Below are 15,421 nucleotides of genomic sequence, written 5' to 3'. Positions count from 1 at the left end.
TCCGCCTCAAACCAAACCCAACAGCAAACGGAGACCGCGCAGTATGAAGCAGCCGTCGGCATCCGGGCGCGGACGGACTGTTCTTGTCGGTGGTTCATCGGCCCACCGCCCGCACGACCTTGCCCAGGCCGGGCACGGCGCGGGTCAGCTGCTGCACCACGATGACCCGGACAATCATGCCGAGGAAGTTCGGGCGTTGGCCGCCGGAGGACAGCATCCGGCGCATCAGGCCCGGGATCTTCACGGTGGTCCAGAGCAGGACCATGACGATGAACAGGTTCATCGTGCCGCCGGGCTCATACGGCAGGCCGAAGACGGGCAGCATGGTGTCGCCGTCGGTGAGCAGCCAGTTGCCGGCGTACAGGGTCATGCCCTGCCCAATCGGGATGGCGAGCGTGAGGCCGTAGGCCCGCCACCACAGCTTCGCGACCGGGTCGGTCTGGGGCAGGGCGTGGCAGGCCAGGGCGAGCGGCGCGACGGCGGTCAGGACGAGGACCGCGAAGAATCTGCCGATCGTGGAGAACGCGGTCGCGCCGAGCAGGATCAGGATGATGACCGCACAGACGCAGAACAGCAGCTGCACCGTCTGGTCCTGCCAGGCGATCAGGTGGTTCTTGATCCCGTTGATCGGGGCGGGGCGCAGTTCCCCGTCGCCGCCGAGGTCGTCCTGGACCAATGCCCCGGTCACGCCGTTGGCCAGCTCGATCATCTTGGCGCACCACAGCTGGCTGAAGTGCGAGGCAATGAACCCGACGATGCAGCGCGGGATCAGGTCCTTGGCGGTGTAGCGGGAGCGCTCGTCGCCGCCGGCGGACATGGTGAGCACACCGGCAGCGACGAAGAACAGCACGAAACAGAGGTCGACGATCAGGACCGATCGGCCGGTCAGGGCCTGCACCTGCGGCAACGTCGTGACGTCCGGGGTCTTGAGCAGTGCGTTGGTGATCACACCGATCAGCGCGTCCAAGCAGGCCACGATCGCTTCGGAGAACGCGTCGAGGATGTTGTCCAGGAGCCAGCCCATGATCGTCAGCCCCCGACGATGCCCTGGACGACCTGCAGCAGGACCGGCGCCAGGACGGCCAGGCCGTAGCCGACCAGGGCGTTCTTCAACGCACCTTTGGCCTTGTCGACCTGGGCCGGGTCACCACCGGCGGTCGCCCAGTACACCCCCGCGAGGACCAGGAACAGCGTCGCCACCGCGGCGAGGATCCCCATGACCCACGTCTGCAGGTTGGCGATCACGGCGGGCAGCGCGTTCGCCGCCACGACGGCGGGTGTGCCGGAATCGGCGGACGCGACCGCCGGGACAGCCAGCAGGGCGGCCGTAACGGCTGAGGCGGTCAACACCCGCGCGATCCGCCGGCCATGCCGGCGGACGGAGGGTGGCGTGATGCTCGCCTCGGTGATGGCCGGGGTGCCGGCCTCTAGGCCGGTGACCGGGTTCGTGGCCCGGTTTGTGACCAGGTCCGAGGCCGGGTCGATGATGGCGGTGTTCGGGTTTTGGGCACGCAGGCGTGCCCGCAGGAAACGGGACATGGTTGGGGTTCACCTCCCGCCCCGCACCGCCGGGCTGGCACCGGCGCCAGAGGCGCAGGGTGTCGGCGGGCGGTGCGGAGCGAATGTTCGAAACAGCGGATGTGGCCGCCGCCGAGCGGGATCCCCGATGAGCGAGTGCGGTCGCACAGCCACGAACGCGCTCGGGAGGAGCTCGTCCTCCCTCGACGGGTCGGCTGTGGGATGAGGTGTCAGCGCATCACGATGGCGCGGCACCCGAGGCGCGCAGCTGGCGCAGCACTCGCTGCACGGGGTTCGCCCGGCGGCGGGCAGAACTCCCGCACCCGTGGCCGTCAAAGGCCTCAGCGGGAAGCCGGGAAGTCCTGCACTCCCCTATCCGGGTTTGTGAGCCGTGGCGAACGCCCCCACCACTCACAGCCGCACACAGGTCGCTCGCAGCGGCGCGTCCGGCGCACGCGGACCGTGTCTCGCTCACGGCCGCCAGGCCGGACACAACGCCCACAAACCCACCCCGGCGCTTGGCCCTCGCGTGTCGACGACCGGCGCCGCGAAGGCCGTGGAGGGCAGCGAAAGGGCCGTGCCTCCGACACCAACGGGTGTCGGAGGCACGGCCCTGAACGATGCCCGGTCGTGCAGGCGCGTGGTCGCGGCTCAGGCAGCGGCCAGCTCTGGCCTGTCTGTGGTGCGAGAGGTCACGGCGGCGCGGGTCCGCTGCCGGTGGGCGGCCTGTTTCGCCAGTTCCTGTTCAGCTCCAGGTGAGGTGGCGCCGGTGAGCAGCCCCTTGGCGAGGGCGGAGGCGATGCGGTCGTCGATGCGGTTCAGCCGCATCCGCAGGGCGTCGACGGTGACGTCGAGGCGGGCGGCGATCGGTTCGATCGCCCGCTTGCCGAGGCGGGTGTCGATGTAGGGCTGCTCGTCGCAGGGGTCGAGGAGGCCGAGGGCGACGGCGCGTTGGACGAGGAGGTCGGGGTGGCTCCACGGTCGGTGCGGGGTTCGGGGGCCGGGCGGGATGGCGTCGAGGTCGTCGATGAGGACGATGTCGCGCTGCTGCGCGACCAGGGCCAGGCCGGCGCGCTGCCCGGCCCTGCACAGTTGGGCGTACGGGGCGGGGCGGGTCACGTCGACGTGGTCGCGCAGGGCAGTGAGGAACCCGGTCAGGACCTCGGCGTCGATGTCGTCGGGGTCGCCGTGCCAGCCGCCTGCGACCAGAGTCGCCGCATGGCGGACCAGGCCGGGCAGGGCCACGGCGGTCGCGACGACGACCCAGGCCGGGCCGTCGAGGCGTGCTCGGACGATCAGCTCCCGCCACACCGCGTCCAACGCCCGCCAATCCCGCGGGTGCTCGGCCAGCCAGGTGCGCAGCACCGCCACGCTGACCACCCCGTCGGGCAGGCCGAGGTCGGGGTCCAGGTCGGTCAGGTCGATGCTCAGCGGGTCCGGGCCGGTGGCCAGCGCGGTGAACGCGGTGTCGACGCACGCGAACGGCGAGGACGGCCAGCCCTCGTCATCGGCGCCGCTGGTGCCGTCGGCCTGGCCGGGGTCGGCTGGTCTACGACCGGGCACGGCGCGGGCCGTGCCGGTGGTCGCTGGACGGGGTCCGGCAGCGGCGCCGTCCGTGTCACGAGCCGTGTCACGGGCGGTGTCATCGGTGTCGGCGCCGGCGTCCGGGCGGTTCGTAGTGTGGTCCATGGAGGTGGACACGGTCATGTCACAAGCTCCTATGACAACGAAGATCGCGGATGGATATCGCGGGCCTGTCACCGCGGCGTCCTGGGTGCCATTGCGCCACGCACCACTCACGGGTCACTGACAGTGCCGGTCAATGGCGCATCCGGATGGTCGGCGCCACCGCGCGCCACGACACCGACCGGCCGCGTCACACGATCTCCAGCATTGGCTGTGATCGTTGACATCAGTTCGTACAACATGCATTGAGCTGCACATTGATTTCATCGATGCCCACACTGGCTACGCCATGCCGACTGCTGCGATCGCAACCACGGACGGCGCCCAGTAGTCCACTCACAGCACCCGTCGCCACTCACGGCAACCGTCACGGCACGGCCCCGGCCCGGCGGCCATGACGCCGCCACACGACACAGATGCCTGCCGATTGACATCCGAGCGTGGCACAGAGGGTCATCAATTGACACCGTGCGGATGTCGCAGAAGATCGTCGAGTGACATGGGAGTCATGTCACGGAAGATCGTCGACTGACACGCACTGCACGCCACAGAAGATCATCGATTCCTTTGGTCACCGCAGTGGGCGGTGACTACGAACCACCGTCACGCCCACACCACCCACAGCAGCACCGGCATTGCCTCAGGCGCCGGCACTGCCCGCAATCATCGGCGGACAGAGCATCGCTATCGACGCTCGCTGCGCCGCCCCGTGCGACGCCCGACAACCACCCTCACGCCGCACTGGCACCTACATCCGGATGGGAACGGAGACGCCGGTGCGGCCAGCGGGGCATGTAGACCGCGACGCGCACGGCCGGGTTTCGGCAGCTGGACTCCAGCCGCTGTGAGCGACCTGAGGTTTGAAGCCGATGCCGCCGTGAGTGGCTGTGAGCGACTGCGAGTGGCCGCGGTCTTGACGGTAGATACCGCTGCGAGCCCCAACGCCCCCAGCTCGATGACCGACCGTTGCTGTGAGCGTGCAGTGCGTGGCTGTGAGCGGTGTCCGGCGTGCTGTGAGCGGCTGTGAGCGTTGGGGGCGTTCGCCACGGCTCACAAACCCGGATAGGAGGGTGTCAGCGCTTCCCGGCGCGGCGCGGAGCCGACAGCCATATGAGCAAGCACCCGCCGCACCACCAGTCCACCGACCTCTACTCCGATCCGGACGGGACGCCCGGCGCCTCCGGCGCCAATGATGCCGAGCAGCCGCTCGTCGACATCGTCGCCGGGGACCCGCCGGTCCCGATCACCGTCTGGCGCACCGCCCGCACCAGCGGCGACCACGGCCCCAGCATTCCCGCCCGGCTGGCCCGGCGGCTCGTCGCCGCCTACAGCCGCCCCGGCGAGGCCGTCGTCGACCTCACCGCCGACCACGCCCTCACCACCGCAAGCACCACCGGCGGACGCCGGCACCACCGGGCCTGGTTCACCGACGTCGCCAGCCTCATCATCGGCCCCGTCACCAGCACCCTCGACGACGAGAACAGCACGTTGGAGACGCAGGCCGACGATGAGCTCGACACCGACCTCACCGCCGACAGTGTCGAGCTGGCCGGGTCCCTCGCGGACTGGTTCGGTGACGACCTCACCGACCCGCACCTCCCACCGACCGCACCGCCGGTCGTCCCGATCCCCGACGGCGTGTCCCTCGCCGGACTGACCAGCCTCGTCGTCGCGACCTGGCCCCTGGACCCCGACGCGGTCCCCAACCGGATCCGGCTGGCCTGGCTGCTCACCGCATGCCGGGAACTGCTGCGCCCGGGCGGCTGCCTCGTCCTCATCGTGGCCGTGCCCGCCGGGCTCGCCGCGACCCCGGAGGACTTCAGCCCGATCGCCACCGCCGCCACCCAGGTCGGCCTCGGCTACCTGCAGCACATCGTCGCCGTCGCCGCCGACACCAGCAGCGACGAGCACGGCGACGCGTTCGTCTATCACCTCGACGATGAGGAACTCCTCGCCCTGTCCAAGGCCCGCGCCGACAAAGCCGGCGAGCAGTGGACGGTCACGCACCTGCGGGTCCACGCCGACCTGCTCGTCTTCACCCCGGTCACCGGCACCACGGCCCGTCGCCGTGGCAGTTCCCCCCGGGCCGACCGCAGCGGGGAGGCCAGCCATGGCTGAGTCCCGCACCGCTGTAGCCGCCGACCCGGACGGGCCCGGCCACGGCACCACCACCCCGACCAACCCCACCGACGGCACCGGCACTCGCCGGAACGGTCCGGGTGGCCGGCACCGGGCCTACGATGCCCAGCATCGCACCGCCGCCAGCGCCACCACTGCTGCGGACACCAACCCGGACCGGCCCGCCCTGGCTGCCCCTTCCCTGGCGGGGTTGTCGGTGTGGGCGACGGCGCAGCGGACCGGCCCGGTCCAGCGCCGCGGCCGGTACGTGCCGGACTCGGTCCAGCACCCCGCCCGAATGCTGCCAGCGATCGCCGCGCACGCCATCGACGCCTACACCGACCCCGGCGACCTCGTCCTGGACCCGATGTCCGGGATCGGCACCACCCTCGTCGAGGCTGTGCACGCCGGACGGGACGCGCTCGGCATCGAGTACGAGTCCCGCTGGTCCGACATCGCCGACGCCAACCTCCGCCACGCCCACACTCAGGGCGCCGCCGGCCGGGGCGGCATCATCCGCGGGGACGCCACCGACATCCTGTCCCTCGTCCCCGCCGTCCTCATCGGGCAGGCCGCCCTCGTGGTGACATCACCGCCGTACGGGCCGACCGTCCACGGCCTGGTCCGCACCGGCGACGAACTCGACATCCGCGACAACCGGTACAACGACGGCACCGACCGCGGGAACCTCGCCTACCGCGACCTCACTGGCCTCGCCGATGGGTTCGCGCAGATCTTGCGCGGCTGCGCGACGCTGCTGCGCCCCGGCGGGACCGTCGTGGTCACCGCCCGGCCCTGGCGCAAGAAGGGCGAACTCGTCGACCTGCCCTCCGCCGTCATCGGCGCCGGCATCCGCGCCGGACTGGTACCGACGGAACGGTGTGTGGCGCTGCTTGCCGCGGTCCGCGACGGGCAGCTCGTCGCCCGGCCCAGCTTCTTCCAGCTGCAGTCCGTGCGTAAAGCCCGCGCCGCCGGCACGCCGATGCACCTCATCGCCCACGAGGACGTGCTGATCTTCACCAAACCGGTCGCACCGATCACACCGTCCATACAGGACGATGCCGTGGGCCGCGGATGAGCACATCCATCCACCGATATCTCAGCCTCGGGGCTGGCGTCCAGAGCTCGGCCACGTTGCTGCTGGCCGCCCGCGGCGAGATCCCGACATTCGCCGCAGCAGTCTTCGCCGACACGGGTTGGGAGCCCGCCGCCGTCTACGACCACCTCGACCGGCTCGAGCGGATCGCCGCCGACGCGGGCATCCCGATCGTGCGGGTGTCGGCCGGGCACATCCGCGCCGATGCGATCGACCCGAAGCATCGCTTCGCGTCCATGCCCCTGTTCATGCTCGGACCGAACGGCGAACGCGGCATGGCTCGACGGCAGTGCACCTCCGAGTACAAGATCAAACCGATCAAGGCGGAGGTCCGGCGCCGGCTCGGCTACCCGCACCCGCGGCGGGTACCGGCTGGTGTCGTCGCCGACATGACGATCGGGATCTCGGTCGACGAGATCGGCCGCGCCCGCGACGCCGACGTCGGCTACATGCGCAACGTCTTCCCGCTGCTGGACCTCGGGTGGCAGCGCAGCGACTGCGTCGCCTACCTCGAGCGGCACGGCCTGCCCGGCACCCCGAAGTCGAGTTGCCTCGGGTGCCCGTTCCACGACGACGGGTTCTGGGCCACGTTGAAGGCGGACAGCCCGGCGGAATGGGCGGACGCGGTCGCGTTCGACGCAGCCATCCGGCACGGCTCCGCGCGGGCCAACGCCGACGGACATCCGCTGCGCGGGCAGTTCTTCCTGCACCGCCAACGGGTCCCGCTCGACCAGGTGCTGCTGCGGCCGAGACCGGCGACAGCTGACGTGGACATGCCGGGGTGCGGGCCGTGGACCTGCCCGCACCCCGGCGACACCACCACCGACTCCACAACCGGGCCGACTCCGGTGCGGGAGGTGGCATGAGTGATCGCCCCACCGGCAACCCGTCGGGCCGGCACACCGCAGCCGGAAATCCCGGCGGACCCGACGGCCACCACAGCAGCGGGCCGCGGATCGGGTCGCTGTGCACCGGCTATGGCGGCCTCGACCTCGCCGTCGAATGGGTCCTCGGCGGCCGGCTCGCCTGGTACGCCGAAACCGACCCACACGCCCGCACCGTCCTCACCCACCACTGGCCCGACGTCGCCAACCTCGGCGACATCCGCACCATCGACTGGAGCACCGTCGAACCGGTCGAGATCCTCACCGCCGGGTTTCCATGCCAGGACATCTCTAACGCCGGGAAACGCGCCGGGATCACCGGCGAACACTCCAGCGTCTGGACCGCCGTCGCCGACGCCATTCGCGTCCTTCGACCACCGCTCGTCTTCGTGGAGAACGTCGCCGCCCTCCTCCACCGGGGCTTCGACGTCGTCCACGCCAACCTGGCCGCGATCGGGTACGACACGCGCTGGGCATGCCTACGCGCATCCGACATCGGCGCCGCCCACCGCCGCGACCGGCTGTTCCTGCTGGCCGCCGACCAACACCGCCTCCGCAAACACTCTGCCGACGCCGTGCGCCCGTGACGGCCGCGGCGTCGGCCACCAGTACGGGCTCCCCGACCTCATCGAACCCAGCGGCACCCGCCACCACCGCCTCCCCACCCCGACCGCCGTGCCGTACGGCACCAACCAATCCCTATCCCCCGGCGCGGCGGTCCGGCCCAGCCTGGACAGCCTCGCCCACGGTGCGCTGCTGCCCACCCCCACGGTCGCGGGCAGCCGATCCTCGGCCAACGCCACCGCCGGCCGGACCATCCCTCTCATCGGGCACCCCGGCCGGACCCTCACCGACGCAGCCCGGCTCCTGCCGACACCGCGAGCCACCGACGGCAGCAAAGGCTGCCCGGCACAGCGCGGCTCACACGGCGACCTGACCCTGCCCTCCGCAGCGGTCCGTGTGCCCGACCGGCCGACCGAGCCCACCGACATGGCCACCGACATGGCCGACCCGCCGTCCGGGTTCGGCACCCCAGACGAGAGCAGATGGGGCAGCTACGCCACTGCCGTCGCCCGCTGGGAACTCCTCATCGGCCGCCCGGTGCCGAACCCGTCCCAGCCGGGCCGGCACAGCAAACCCGTCCTCGCCCCACCGTTCGTGGAATGGCTGATGGGCCTGCCCGAGCTGTGGGTCACCGACCCGCAGTTCGGGCTGCCCCGCACCCGCGCCCTGCGGGTCCTGGGCAACGGGGTCGTCCCGCAGCAGGCTGCCGCCGCGCTGTGTCTGCTCCTCGCACCACAGCGCTGGGCGGTGCCAACATGAGCACCCCAGCGATACTGCCGGCGACGGGCTGCGGGGGTTCGAATATCGGCACGCTGGCCGGTCCGGCTGCACCTCAGTGACGCCCGTGATGTGCTCGCCGCGATGTCTGCGGCCACCGTCGATTCGGTGGTCACCTCACCGCCGTTCTGGCATTTGATTCACTGGCCTCGATGAAATCGATGCCTACTGGAGTTCTCGATCCGATCATCGCCTGGAGCCGGATAGTCACCCGCCTCCAGGCGATGGCAGACGCGAATCTTAGGCGGCAGCAGTCGCTAGGTGAGCGATGAGCTCGTCAACAGCACGACGGATCTCGTGGGCCTGCGCAAGGAGCGCAGCAACATCGACGCCATCCGTAACCGCCATCGGCGCGACCCGATTCTCGTAAGGGCCGCGAAAGTACCCTCCGTCTTGGCCACGCACCGCCACGATGGGCAGCCCCATCGCCTGAGCTTGCTGAACGGCGCGGATGACAGTGCCGATACCGGCACCACCCGGGATGGAGTCCTGAAGCTCCTCCACCGATGCAAGCTTCTGCCCGGGAGTGGCAGCGTTCAAAAGGTCCTTCAGCACCTCGATCAGCTGCTCGATCTTCGTCATCGTGCTCCTCTCGCCGGAATGACGGAACTTAGTATGGAGCTTTTGGCTTAGTTCCGTCAATCCTCCGCCAGCCCTGTCTGCCCGATGCTGCTTGCTAGGCGAGCTCCGTCGTAGGCGCCTGCAACCCAGTAATGGTCGGGCGGCCCGCTGGCGGGGTAGTTCACCACAGTCACTCTGGGCAGGGCCTGGTAGGCATGCCGAGGTTGATCGTCCTTACGCGCAACGGTGGCATCCATCGCTGCGAGTTTCTGCTCGGCGGCGACGAGCGTGGCCTGGAGCCCTTCAGCTTCTCCAAGCCAGTTGCGTTCACGGGCTTCGCGGTGTGGATGTGGCCGGCGTGGAGTTCGGCAGGATACCGGCGCGGGTGTTCGAGGTGGCGGGCGCTTGTCTGCTGGTGCAGACGTCTGGGGCACGCGCGAGCGTGGTTGTGCTGTAGGCGATGGCGACGCTGACGCAGTACCGGCGGGCGCGGCGGTCCAGGCCGGTGAGCCGATGGCTGGTGGTGGCGGCCTGTACGGTCGCGGCGACGACTGGCGGGGTGTCGTCTTTGGTCAGGAACAGGATGGTGGGCCGGGTGCCGCCGGTCGGGTCGGTCCAGGCGACGTCGATGGTGGTGCCGCTGTCCCGGACGATCCGCACGCCACCTGCCGCGGGGTACGACGGCGACCAGAAACTCCTGGCAACGACCGGCACCGTCGCTTGCTGTGTGGTCGGCTGTGTGGCCGCGCCCGGGGTGCGGGCAGGCAAGAATGTGGTGATGGCGAGCACCGTGGCCGCGGTCGCCGCCGCGACCGCCGGACATACGACAGCGGCGACGAGCGCCCAGTAGGGCAGCGACCGCCGCCGTGCCGTGCCCCGGCAACGCGGGGACGGCCCGCGTGATGGCACTGCCGGCAATGCCGTGGCCTGCACAGACGGTGCGGCGCCCGGTGCCCTCTCACGGCCGCGGGGTTGGACGGTGCGGTCATCGACGTAGCCGCCGAGCTCGACGACCAAGGGGTGGTGCCGGCCGAGACCCGCAGTCGCTGCTGGTAGCAGCCTGGCCGCGAGCCGCGCAGCGGCAACGTCCCCGCCGGCCTGCTTGCGCACCCGGACGAGTTCGACACCAACCCGCACGACGTCGGTGTGGCTGGTGCCGTACTCCTCAGCGAGGCGGGTGTAGGCCGCGATCAGGGCGGGTTCGGCCGTCGCCGGCCGCCCCTGGGCGGCGGTGAGCGCGGCGGCGCCTGCCGTTGCCAGCAGCACCGGCCAGCGCATCCGTTCCCGGCCGCCGGTGCTGCGGTCGATGACGTGGCGGTAGCAGACTGCTGCCTCGTCCAGCCGGTCCTGCGCGGTGAGCAGCCGCGCCTGGGTGACGGTGAGCATGGCTGACTGGTACGGGCCGAGACCGGGCCGCGCCGCGAGCTCGGCGACCACATCGGCGGCACGGTCGGGCTGTCCCATGGCCAGCAGCGTGTCGGCGAGCATGCGGGTGGCGTCGACCGCGTCGACGTCCTCGACGGGGACGCCGTGCTCGAGGAGAGAGCGGACCTCCACGAGCAGCTGATAGGCGCCGGTGAAGTCGTAGGCGGCCAGTCGCGCACCGGCCTGGTCGACCAGCGTTGTCGGCGTTTCCGGCGCCGCATGCCTGCCACCGCCCGTCACGGTCGCGTCAGGCTCGGTGTACTGGGCATGCGTCCGGTTGGTTGTTCGTTCTTCACGGCACCTCCGGCAGCCACACGCCGACGCGGGGTCGGGCGTTGCGGGCACGGTCGAGCGTCACGGGCACTCCTTGGCTGGTGCGGCTGGTAGAGGTGACCGGGTTCGGCCGCCTGGCAGGGTTGATCCGACGTGGTCGGTGCGATCCGGAAGTTGCGGCTACGGCAGCCGGGCAACGCCTGCGTAGCTGATGGCCTCGACGGGCGTGGCGTGCGGCACGCCGGTGTTGTCGGGATGCCAGTCCACGACCGAGACGAGGCCGGGGTCGAGGAGGCCGGCACCGTCGAAGAAACGGGCCACCTCCTCGTGGGTGCGGGGTCGGAACGGGCCGTGGCCGGCGGCGGGGTCGGTGAGGGCGGTCAACCGGCGGCGGACGTCGCCGGGGAGCGGGTCGAACGTGGTGTGGGAGATGGCGAGGAAGCTGCCGCGCGGCATCGCGGCGGTAAGTTCGGCGACGGCGTCGTACGGCTGGTCGTCGTCGGTCAGGAAGTGCAGAACGGCGATGAGCAGCACCGCGATCGGCTGGGTGAAGTCGAGGGTGGCGCGCAGGTCCGGGCTGCGGAGGATCGCGGCGGGGTTGCGGACGTCGGCTTCGACGTAGGCGGTGGCGCCGAGGGCGTTGCTGGTGAGCAAGGCCCGGGCGTGGGTCATGACGATCGGGTCGTTGTCGACATAGACGACCTGGGCGTCCGGGGTGATGCCCTGGGCGATCTCGTGGACGTTGGGTACGGCGGGGATGCCGGTGCCGATGTCGAGGAACTGCCGCACGCCGGCCTGTTCGGCGAGGTGACGCGCGACCCGCTCCAAGAACCGCCGGTTCTCGACCGCGGCCGTGCGCACGGCCGGGAACACCTCGATCAGCCCGTGCGCGGATGCACGGTCGGCCGCGAAGTTGTCTTTGCCGCCGAGCAAGTAGTTGTACCGGCGGGCCGGGTGCGCGACGCTGGTGTCGAACGTGGTGCTTCCCGTCATGTTTCCCGTGCTGGTTCCGGCGCCGTCCGGCGGCCGGTGAGACGGCGGTATGGGCATGGGTGTCGTCATGGGCGTGGTCCTTGCACTGTGTCAGCGGGGTGGAAGTACGGGCCGCCGGGCGGCACGACGCACCCAGCGGACGGTGGGACGCCGGTGCGAAGCACCGCAGACATGAAGCCGGCCTGGGGCGCGGGCGGGCATGCGCAACGGGTCCGCCGCTGGATCAGCGTGGTCGTGCTCGACTGCAGGTTGGTGTGGCCGCCGAGCTGGTAGCCGAGGATCTCGGCGGTGTCCGGGTCGATGTCGACGTTGATCGGGTTGCCGCTGGCGTCGGAGAACTGGAACTCCAGGACGCCGCTGTCGTGGCGTGGCGACTGTCCGAGCAGTTCGACGCCGGGCAGCATCGCCAGGACCCGGATGACGGCGGCGCGGTGGACGCGGTCGAGGGTCCGGACGGAAACCAGGTCGAGCAGGACGGCGACGACGGGGGCCGATCCGCTGCCGGGAGGGGTGGCGGCGGTGACCGCGTCGGCGAGGCGGACCGCGTCGGCTGGGATGGGCTCGCCGATCGGGCCGGACAGGTCACCTGCCGCGTACTGCGTGACAGTCGGCAGGGCGTCCGGGTCGGAGGTGCGCTGCTGCCACAGCAGCCCCGATCCGTCTGGGTTGACCAGCAGGATCGACGTCGTTTCGATGACCCGGAGGCCGGGGGTGCGGGTCCAGCGTCTTAGGTGCAGGCAGCTGGCGCTGCCGGCATGGCGGTCGCTGGCGGCGGGCTGGGCGTGCTGGGCGATGTCCAGCAACGCGCCTTGGGGTGTCCCACCAGCCGGTGCCGTCGACGCGAACGGTGCCCTGCCGCGCCACGTCGGCACGAGCGTGGAGCCAGCGTCGGCAGCGGTCGTCCGGCCGGTGGTGAGGCCCGCCACCGGTACCAGCATCAAACCGACGCTGGCCGCGACGGCGATCCGAGTCAGGGCGGTGGTCATGCGCGGATCTCCCGGTTCCTGCGAGCGTGGATCAGCTCGACGATGTCGGCGGTGTGCTGCTCGGCGGTGAGGGTTCCGCCCTCGTGGTCGTCGTCGCAGGGGCCGTGGCGATGCACGGCGCGGTGCGCTTCCCGTCGCTGGCCGTAGGCGGTGAGAGCGGACTGCCAGCGCTGCTCGCGGACGTCCGGATCAAGCGGGTCCGGATCGGCCCGGCCGGGACCGGTGGGTTCTGGGCCGGCGTACCGTTCGAGGGCGTCGAACATGACCGATACGGCGTCGCCGTGCTGGTGGCAGCCGCCGAGCAGGTAGGCGGCGCGGATGCCGGTGAGGAGCCGGTCGAACCGTTCCCGTTCCCCGGCGGGTGGCTGATCGTGCGGGATGGTCGGCCAGGCGATGCGGGCGTGGTGGACACCGACAGCGCAGCGGCCGACGTTGAGCAGGTAGTCGGCGAGGTCGAGCCGGATCTCAGCCTGCTCGAGCGACCTGCCATGATCCAGTGCGGCGGTGAGCAGTTGCGTGGCGAGTTCGATGGCGTCGTCGTGGCAGCCGTCCTCGTCCGCCCGGCGCGCGGCGGTCCGGCCTGTGGCGGTCCACCGGCCCACCCGATCGGGCCACCGTTGCCGATCGTTGATGTACGCGTAGTACGCCCACGCCCGCGGCGACGGGCTGGCGTCCGGCCCCGCCGCTGTGGTGACGGCATACATCGTGGCGACAGCGATCAGATCGTCGTGGGGTGCGACGGTCGCCGGGTCGAAGTCGGCGAGGCACGCTGCGAGCAGCTGCGACACGTCGGCGTCCCGGTGCTCGGCGAACAACGCCAGCGCCGCCTCACCCGCCTCCCGCACACCGGCAAACACTCCCGCAGCGTCGGCAAGCACGCCGTCAGTTACGTCGGCCGACGCGTCGGCTCCGTGCAATGCGGCGACCAGGGTGATCAGACATGACGGGTCGTCGCACCGCTCGCCGGCGTGGTGAGCGCGGGTGTGCGCCTGCCCTTGCTCGGCGAAGGAACCGACCAACCCGCGGATGTACCGCTGTTGCTGACGGTCTGACAGCACGTCGACGTGGATCCGGCTGCCGTACTGCCCAGCCTCGTCGTGGCGGTGGCAGCCGCCGTGCATGAACGCCGCCTGCACCGCCAGCCCGATACCCACGACGTCCGGCTGCGGGTACCGGTCCCGCCAGGCATGCACCGCGGCACGGATCTCGTCCAGGCTCTCGTCGCAGCGGCCTTCGCCGTAGAGCACCTGGGCGAGTTTCGCGCGGCAGACGTCGACGACGTCAAGACCCTCGGGGTCGCCGCGGGCGGCAGCGTGCCGGACGGCGTCACGCCACGCGGTCTCCGCCGCGTCCGGGTGCCCGTGCCGGCGCAGCGTCTCGGCGTACACGTCCGTCGCCGTCTCGATCTGCGCCGCATCGGTCAGCAGGGACAGCCTGACACGATGGGCGTACCGGGCCCACGCCAACGCCATCGGACTCGCCTGCAGATCGGCTACGGGGTCGGTCAGGCACGCGTACCGGTCGGCGATGTCGGCGAGCGGACCGTGGACCGGCGCGTCCACCGGGTCGTGCCCTGCCAGCAGCCCCGCACACAACCGCAGCACGATCGCGGGATAACCGACCCCGCCCTCCATCGCGGCTCGGGCCGTGGCTTGCGCCGCTGCTGCGTCTGTATCGCCGTTCGTCGGGGTGTGCACATCGCTGGGGTCGGCGGGCACCGCACAGCCGGGGAGTGGGCATGGCTCGCCGTGGTGGAACTGCGCGGTGTGCGCGTGCAGGTTCGGGCCGAGCTCTTGCGTGATGTCCAGCAACGGGGCGAACGGCAGCTCGGTGGGCAGGTCGGTGACCAGGAACTGGGCGGCGATCTCAGCGGCTTGCTCGTGCTGGTGGCAGACGTCCAGGATTACGAACGCGGATGCCATCGCCTCGTACGCAGCCTGCGCCGGATGTCGTGGGCACATGTGCGCCGCGGCGACCGCTTCTGCTGCCGCCGCCGCGCACTGGCCGGAGGCATGCAGCGACGAGGCGAGCGCGCCCTGTGTCCGCACAGCGGTGGCCAGGTCGCCGCGCTGGCGGGCGTAGTGGATCACCTCCCGGCACGCTTGGTTGAACGCCTCTGTCGGTGCCGGAAGGGCGTTCAAGGCGACGGTAAGGATCTGTGCGGCGTCCTGCAGGATCTCCAGGTCACCGTCGTGCAACTGCTGCGCCGTCCGGTGCGCGTATCGAGCCCACGCGATCGCGGACGGGACGGCGGCAAGGTCGGCGTCAACAGCGTCGACGTACAGCACGGCGGCGTCGAACAGAACTTCGTCCGGGCGGGTCGTGGCGGCGTCACGGTGACCGAGCACGCGCACCAGCAACGCCCGTGCCTCATCAGCGTGGCCCTCATTGAGCAGTGCCGCGGCGCGTTTCACCGTCGCCCGGCGCGTCAACCGAGGCATCCGCACCTTCATCGCCCGGTCACCGCCTGACCCGTCGGCAGGACCGACCCGACACACTGCACCCCAGCGAGCCCAACCGGCCGCCCGACCGTGGTAGGG

Annotated in this window: 13 protein-coding genes; 5 read left to right on the top strand and 8 right to left on the bottom strand. The window is 71.0% G+C overall.

Annotated elements, in window-relative coordinates; genetic code table 11:
• Positions 1-94: 94 nt before the first annotated feature.
• From ACFPIJ_RS58055 to ACFPIJ_RS58045, 3 genes are all read right to left on the bottom strand, one after another.
• Entirely contained in the window at positions 95-1,024 is a 930-nt protein-coding gene (locus ACFPIJ_RS58055) for a hypothetical protein (protein WP_380128143.1), read from the bottom strand.
• Between the two features lie 5 nt (positions 1,025-1,029).
• Positions 1,030-1,359 (bottom strand): pilin, encoded by a 330-nt coding sequence (locus tag ACFPIJ_RS58050; protein ID WP_380128147.1) that lies wholly within the window; start codon positions 1,357-1,359, stop codon positions 1,030-1,032.
• Positions 1,360-2,169: 810 nt separating this feature from the next.
• Complete coding sequence (locus ACFPIJ_RS58045) at positions 2,170-3,225, bottom strand: hypothetical protein (RefSeq protein WP_380128142.1); 1,056 nt, start codon at positions 3,223-3,225, stop codon at positions 2,170-2,172.
• A gap of 1,089 nt (positions 3,226-4,314) precedes the next feature.
• Between ACFPIJ_RS58045 and ACFPIJ_RS58040 the strand changes: the two genes are divergently transcribed.
• The 5 genes from ACFPIJ_RS58040 (at position 4,315) to ACFPIJ_RS58020 (ending at position 8,625) form a co-directional block, all read left to right on the top strand.
• Complete coding sequence (locus ACFPIJ_RS58040; protein WP_380128141.1) at positions 4,315-5,322, top strand: hypothetical protein; 1,008 nt, start codon at positions 4,315-4,317, stop codon at positions 5,320-5,322.
• A complete protein-coding gene (locus ACFPIJ_RS58035; RefSeq protein ID WP_380128140.1) occupies positions 5,315-6,400 on the top strand; it encodes a TRM11 family SAM-dependent methyltransferase in 1,086 nt (361 codons plus the stop codon). Before ACFPIJ_RS58040 ends, ACFPIJ_RS58035 begins: the two co-directional genes overlap by 8 nt.
• Positions 6,397-7,284, top strand: coding sequence for a hypothetical protein (locus ACFPIJ_RS58030; RefSeq protein ID WP_380128139.1), 888 nt, complete (start codon positions 6,397-6,399; stop codon positions 7,282-7,284). Before ACFPIJ_RS58035 ends, ACFPIJ_RS58030 begins: the two co-directional genes overlap by 4 nt.
• Positions 7,281-7,889, top strand: a complete 609-nt coding sequence (locus tag ACFPIJ_RS58025) for a DNA cytosine methyltransferase (protein ID WP_380128138.1) — start codon at positions 7,281-7,283, stop codon at positions 7,887-7,889. The genes ACFPIJ_RS58030 and ACFPIJ_RS58025 overlap by 4 nt, the downstream gene beginning before the upstream one ends.
• A gap of 88 nt (positions 7,890-7,977) precedes the next feature.
• On the top strand, positions 7,978-8,625 hold the full coding sequence (locus tag ACFPIJ_RS58020) for a hypothetical protein (protein WP_380128137.1): 648 nt from the start codon (positions 7,978-7,980) through the stop codon (positions 8,623-8,625).
• Between the two features lie 258 nt (positions 8,626-8,883).
• On the opposite strand, the gene ACFPIJ_RS58015 is transcribed toward ACFPIJ_RS58020, so the two are convergent.
• The 5 genes from ACFPIJ_RS58015 to ACFPIJ_RS57995 all read right to left on the bottom strand — a co-directional run bounded on the left by ACFPIJ_RS58015 (position 8,884) and on the right by ACFPIJ_RS57995 (position 15,322).
• Positions 8,884-9,225, bottom strand: a complete 342-nt coding sequence (locus tag ACFPIJ_RS58015; protein ID WP_380128136.1) for a hypothetical protein — start codon at positions 9,223-9,225, stop codon at positions 8,884-8,886.
• A gap of 306 nt (positions 9,226-9,531) precedes the next feature.
• Positions 9,532-10,869 carry a hypothetical protein gene (locus ACFPIJ_RS58010; RefSeq protein ID WP_380128135.1) on the bottom strand — a complete coding sequence of 446 codons (1,338 nt, stop codon included), beginning with the start codon at positions 10,867-10,869 and terminating at the stop codon, positions 9,532-9,534.
• A gap of 213 nt (positions 10,870-11,082) precedes the next feature.
• Positions 11,083-11,895, bottom strand: a complete 813-nt coding sequence (locus ACFPIJ_RS58005; protein ID WP_380128134.1) for an SAM-dependent methyltransferase — start codon at positions 11,893-11,895, stop codon at positions 11,083-11,085.
• Positions 11,896-11,960: 65 nt separating this feature from the next.
• On the bottom strand, positions 11,961-12,881 hold the full coding sequence (locus tag ACFPIJ_RS58000) for a hypothetical protein (RefSeq protein WP_380128133.1): 921 nt from the start codon (positions 12,879-12,881) through the stop codon (positions 11,961-11,963).
• A complete protein-coding gene (locus ACFPIJ_RS57995; protein WP_380128132.1) occupies positions 12,878-15,322 on the bottom strand; it encodes a hypothetical protein in 2,445 nt (814 codons plus the stop codon). The genes ACFPIJ_RS58000 and ACFPIJ_RS57995 overlap by 4 nt, the downstream gene beginning before the upstream one ends.
• Positions 15,323-15,421 lie beyond the last annotated feature (99 nt).

This window comes from Dactylosporangium cerinum, assembly GCF_042653625.1.
GTDB lineage: Bacteria > Actinomycetota > Actinomycetes > Mycobacteriales > Micromonosporaceae > Dactylosporangium > Dactylosporangium cerinum.
Note: the sequence above shows the minus strand (reverse complement) of the source record. Positions and strands in the feature narration are given on the sequence as shown.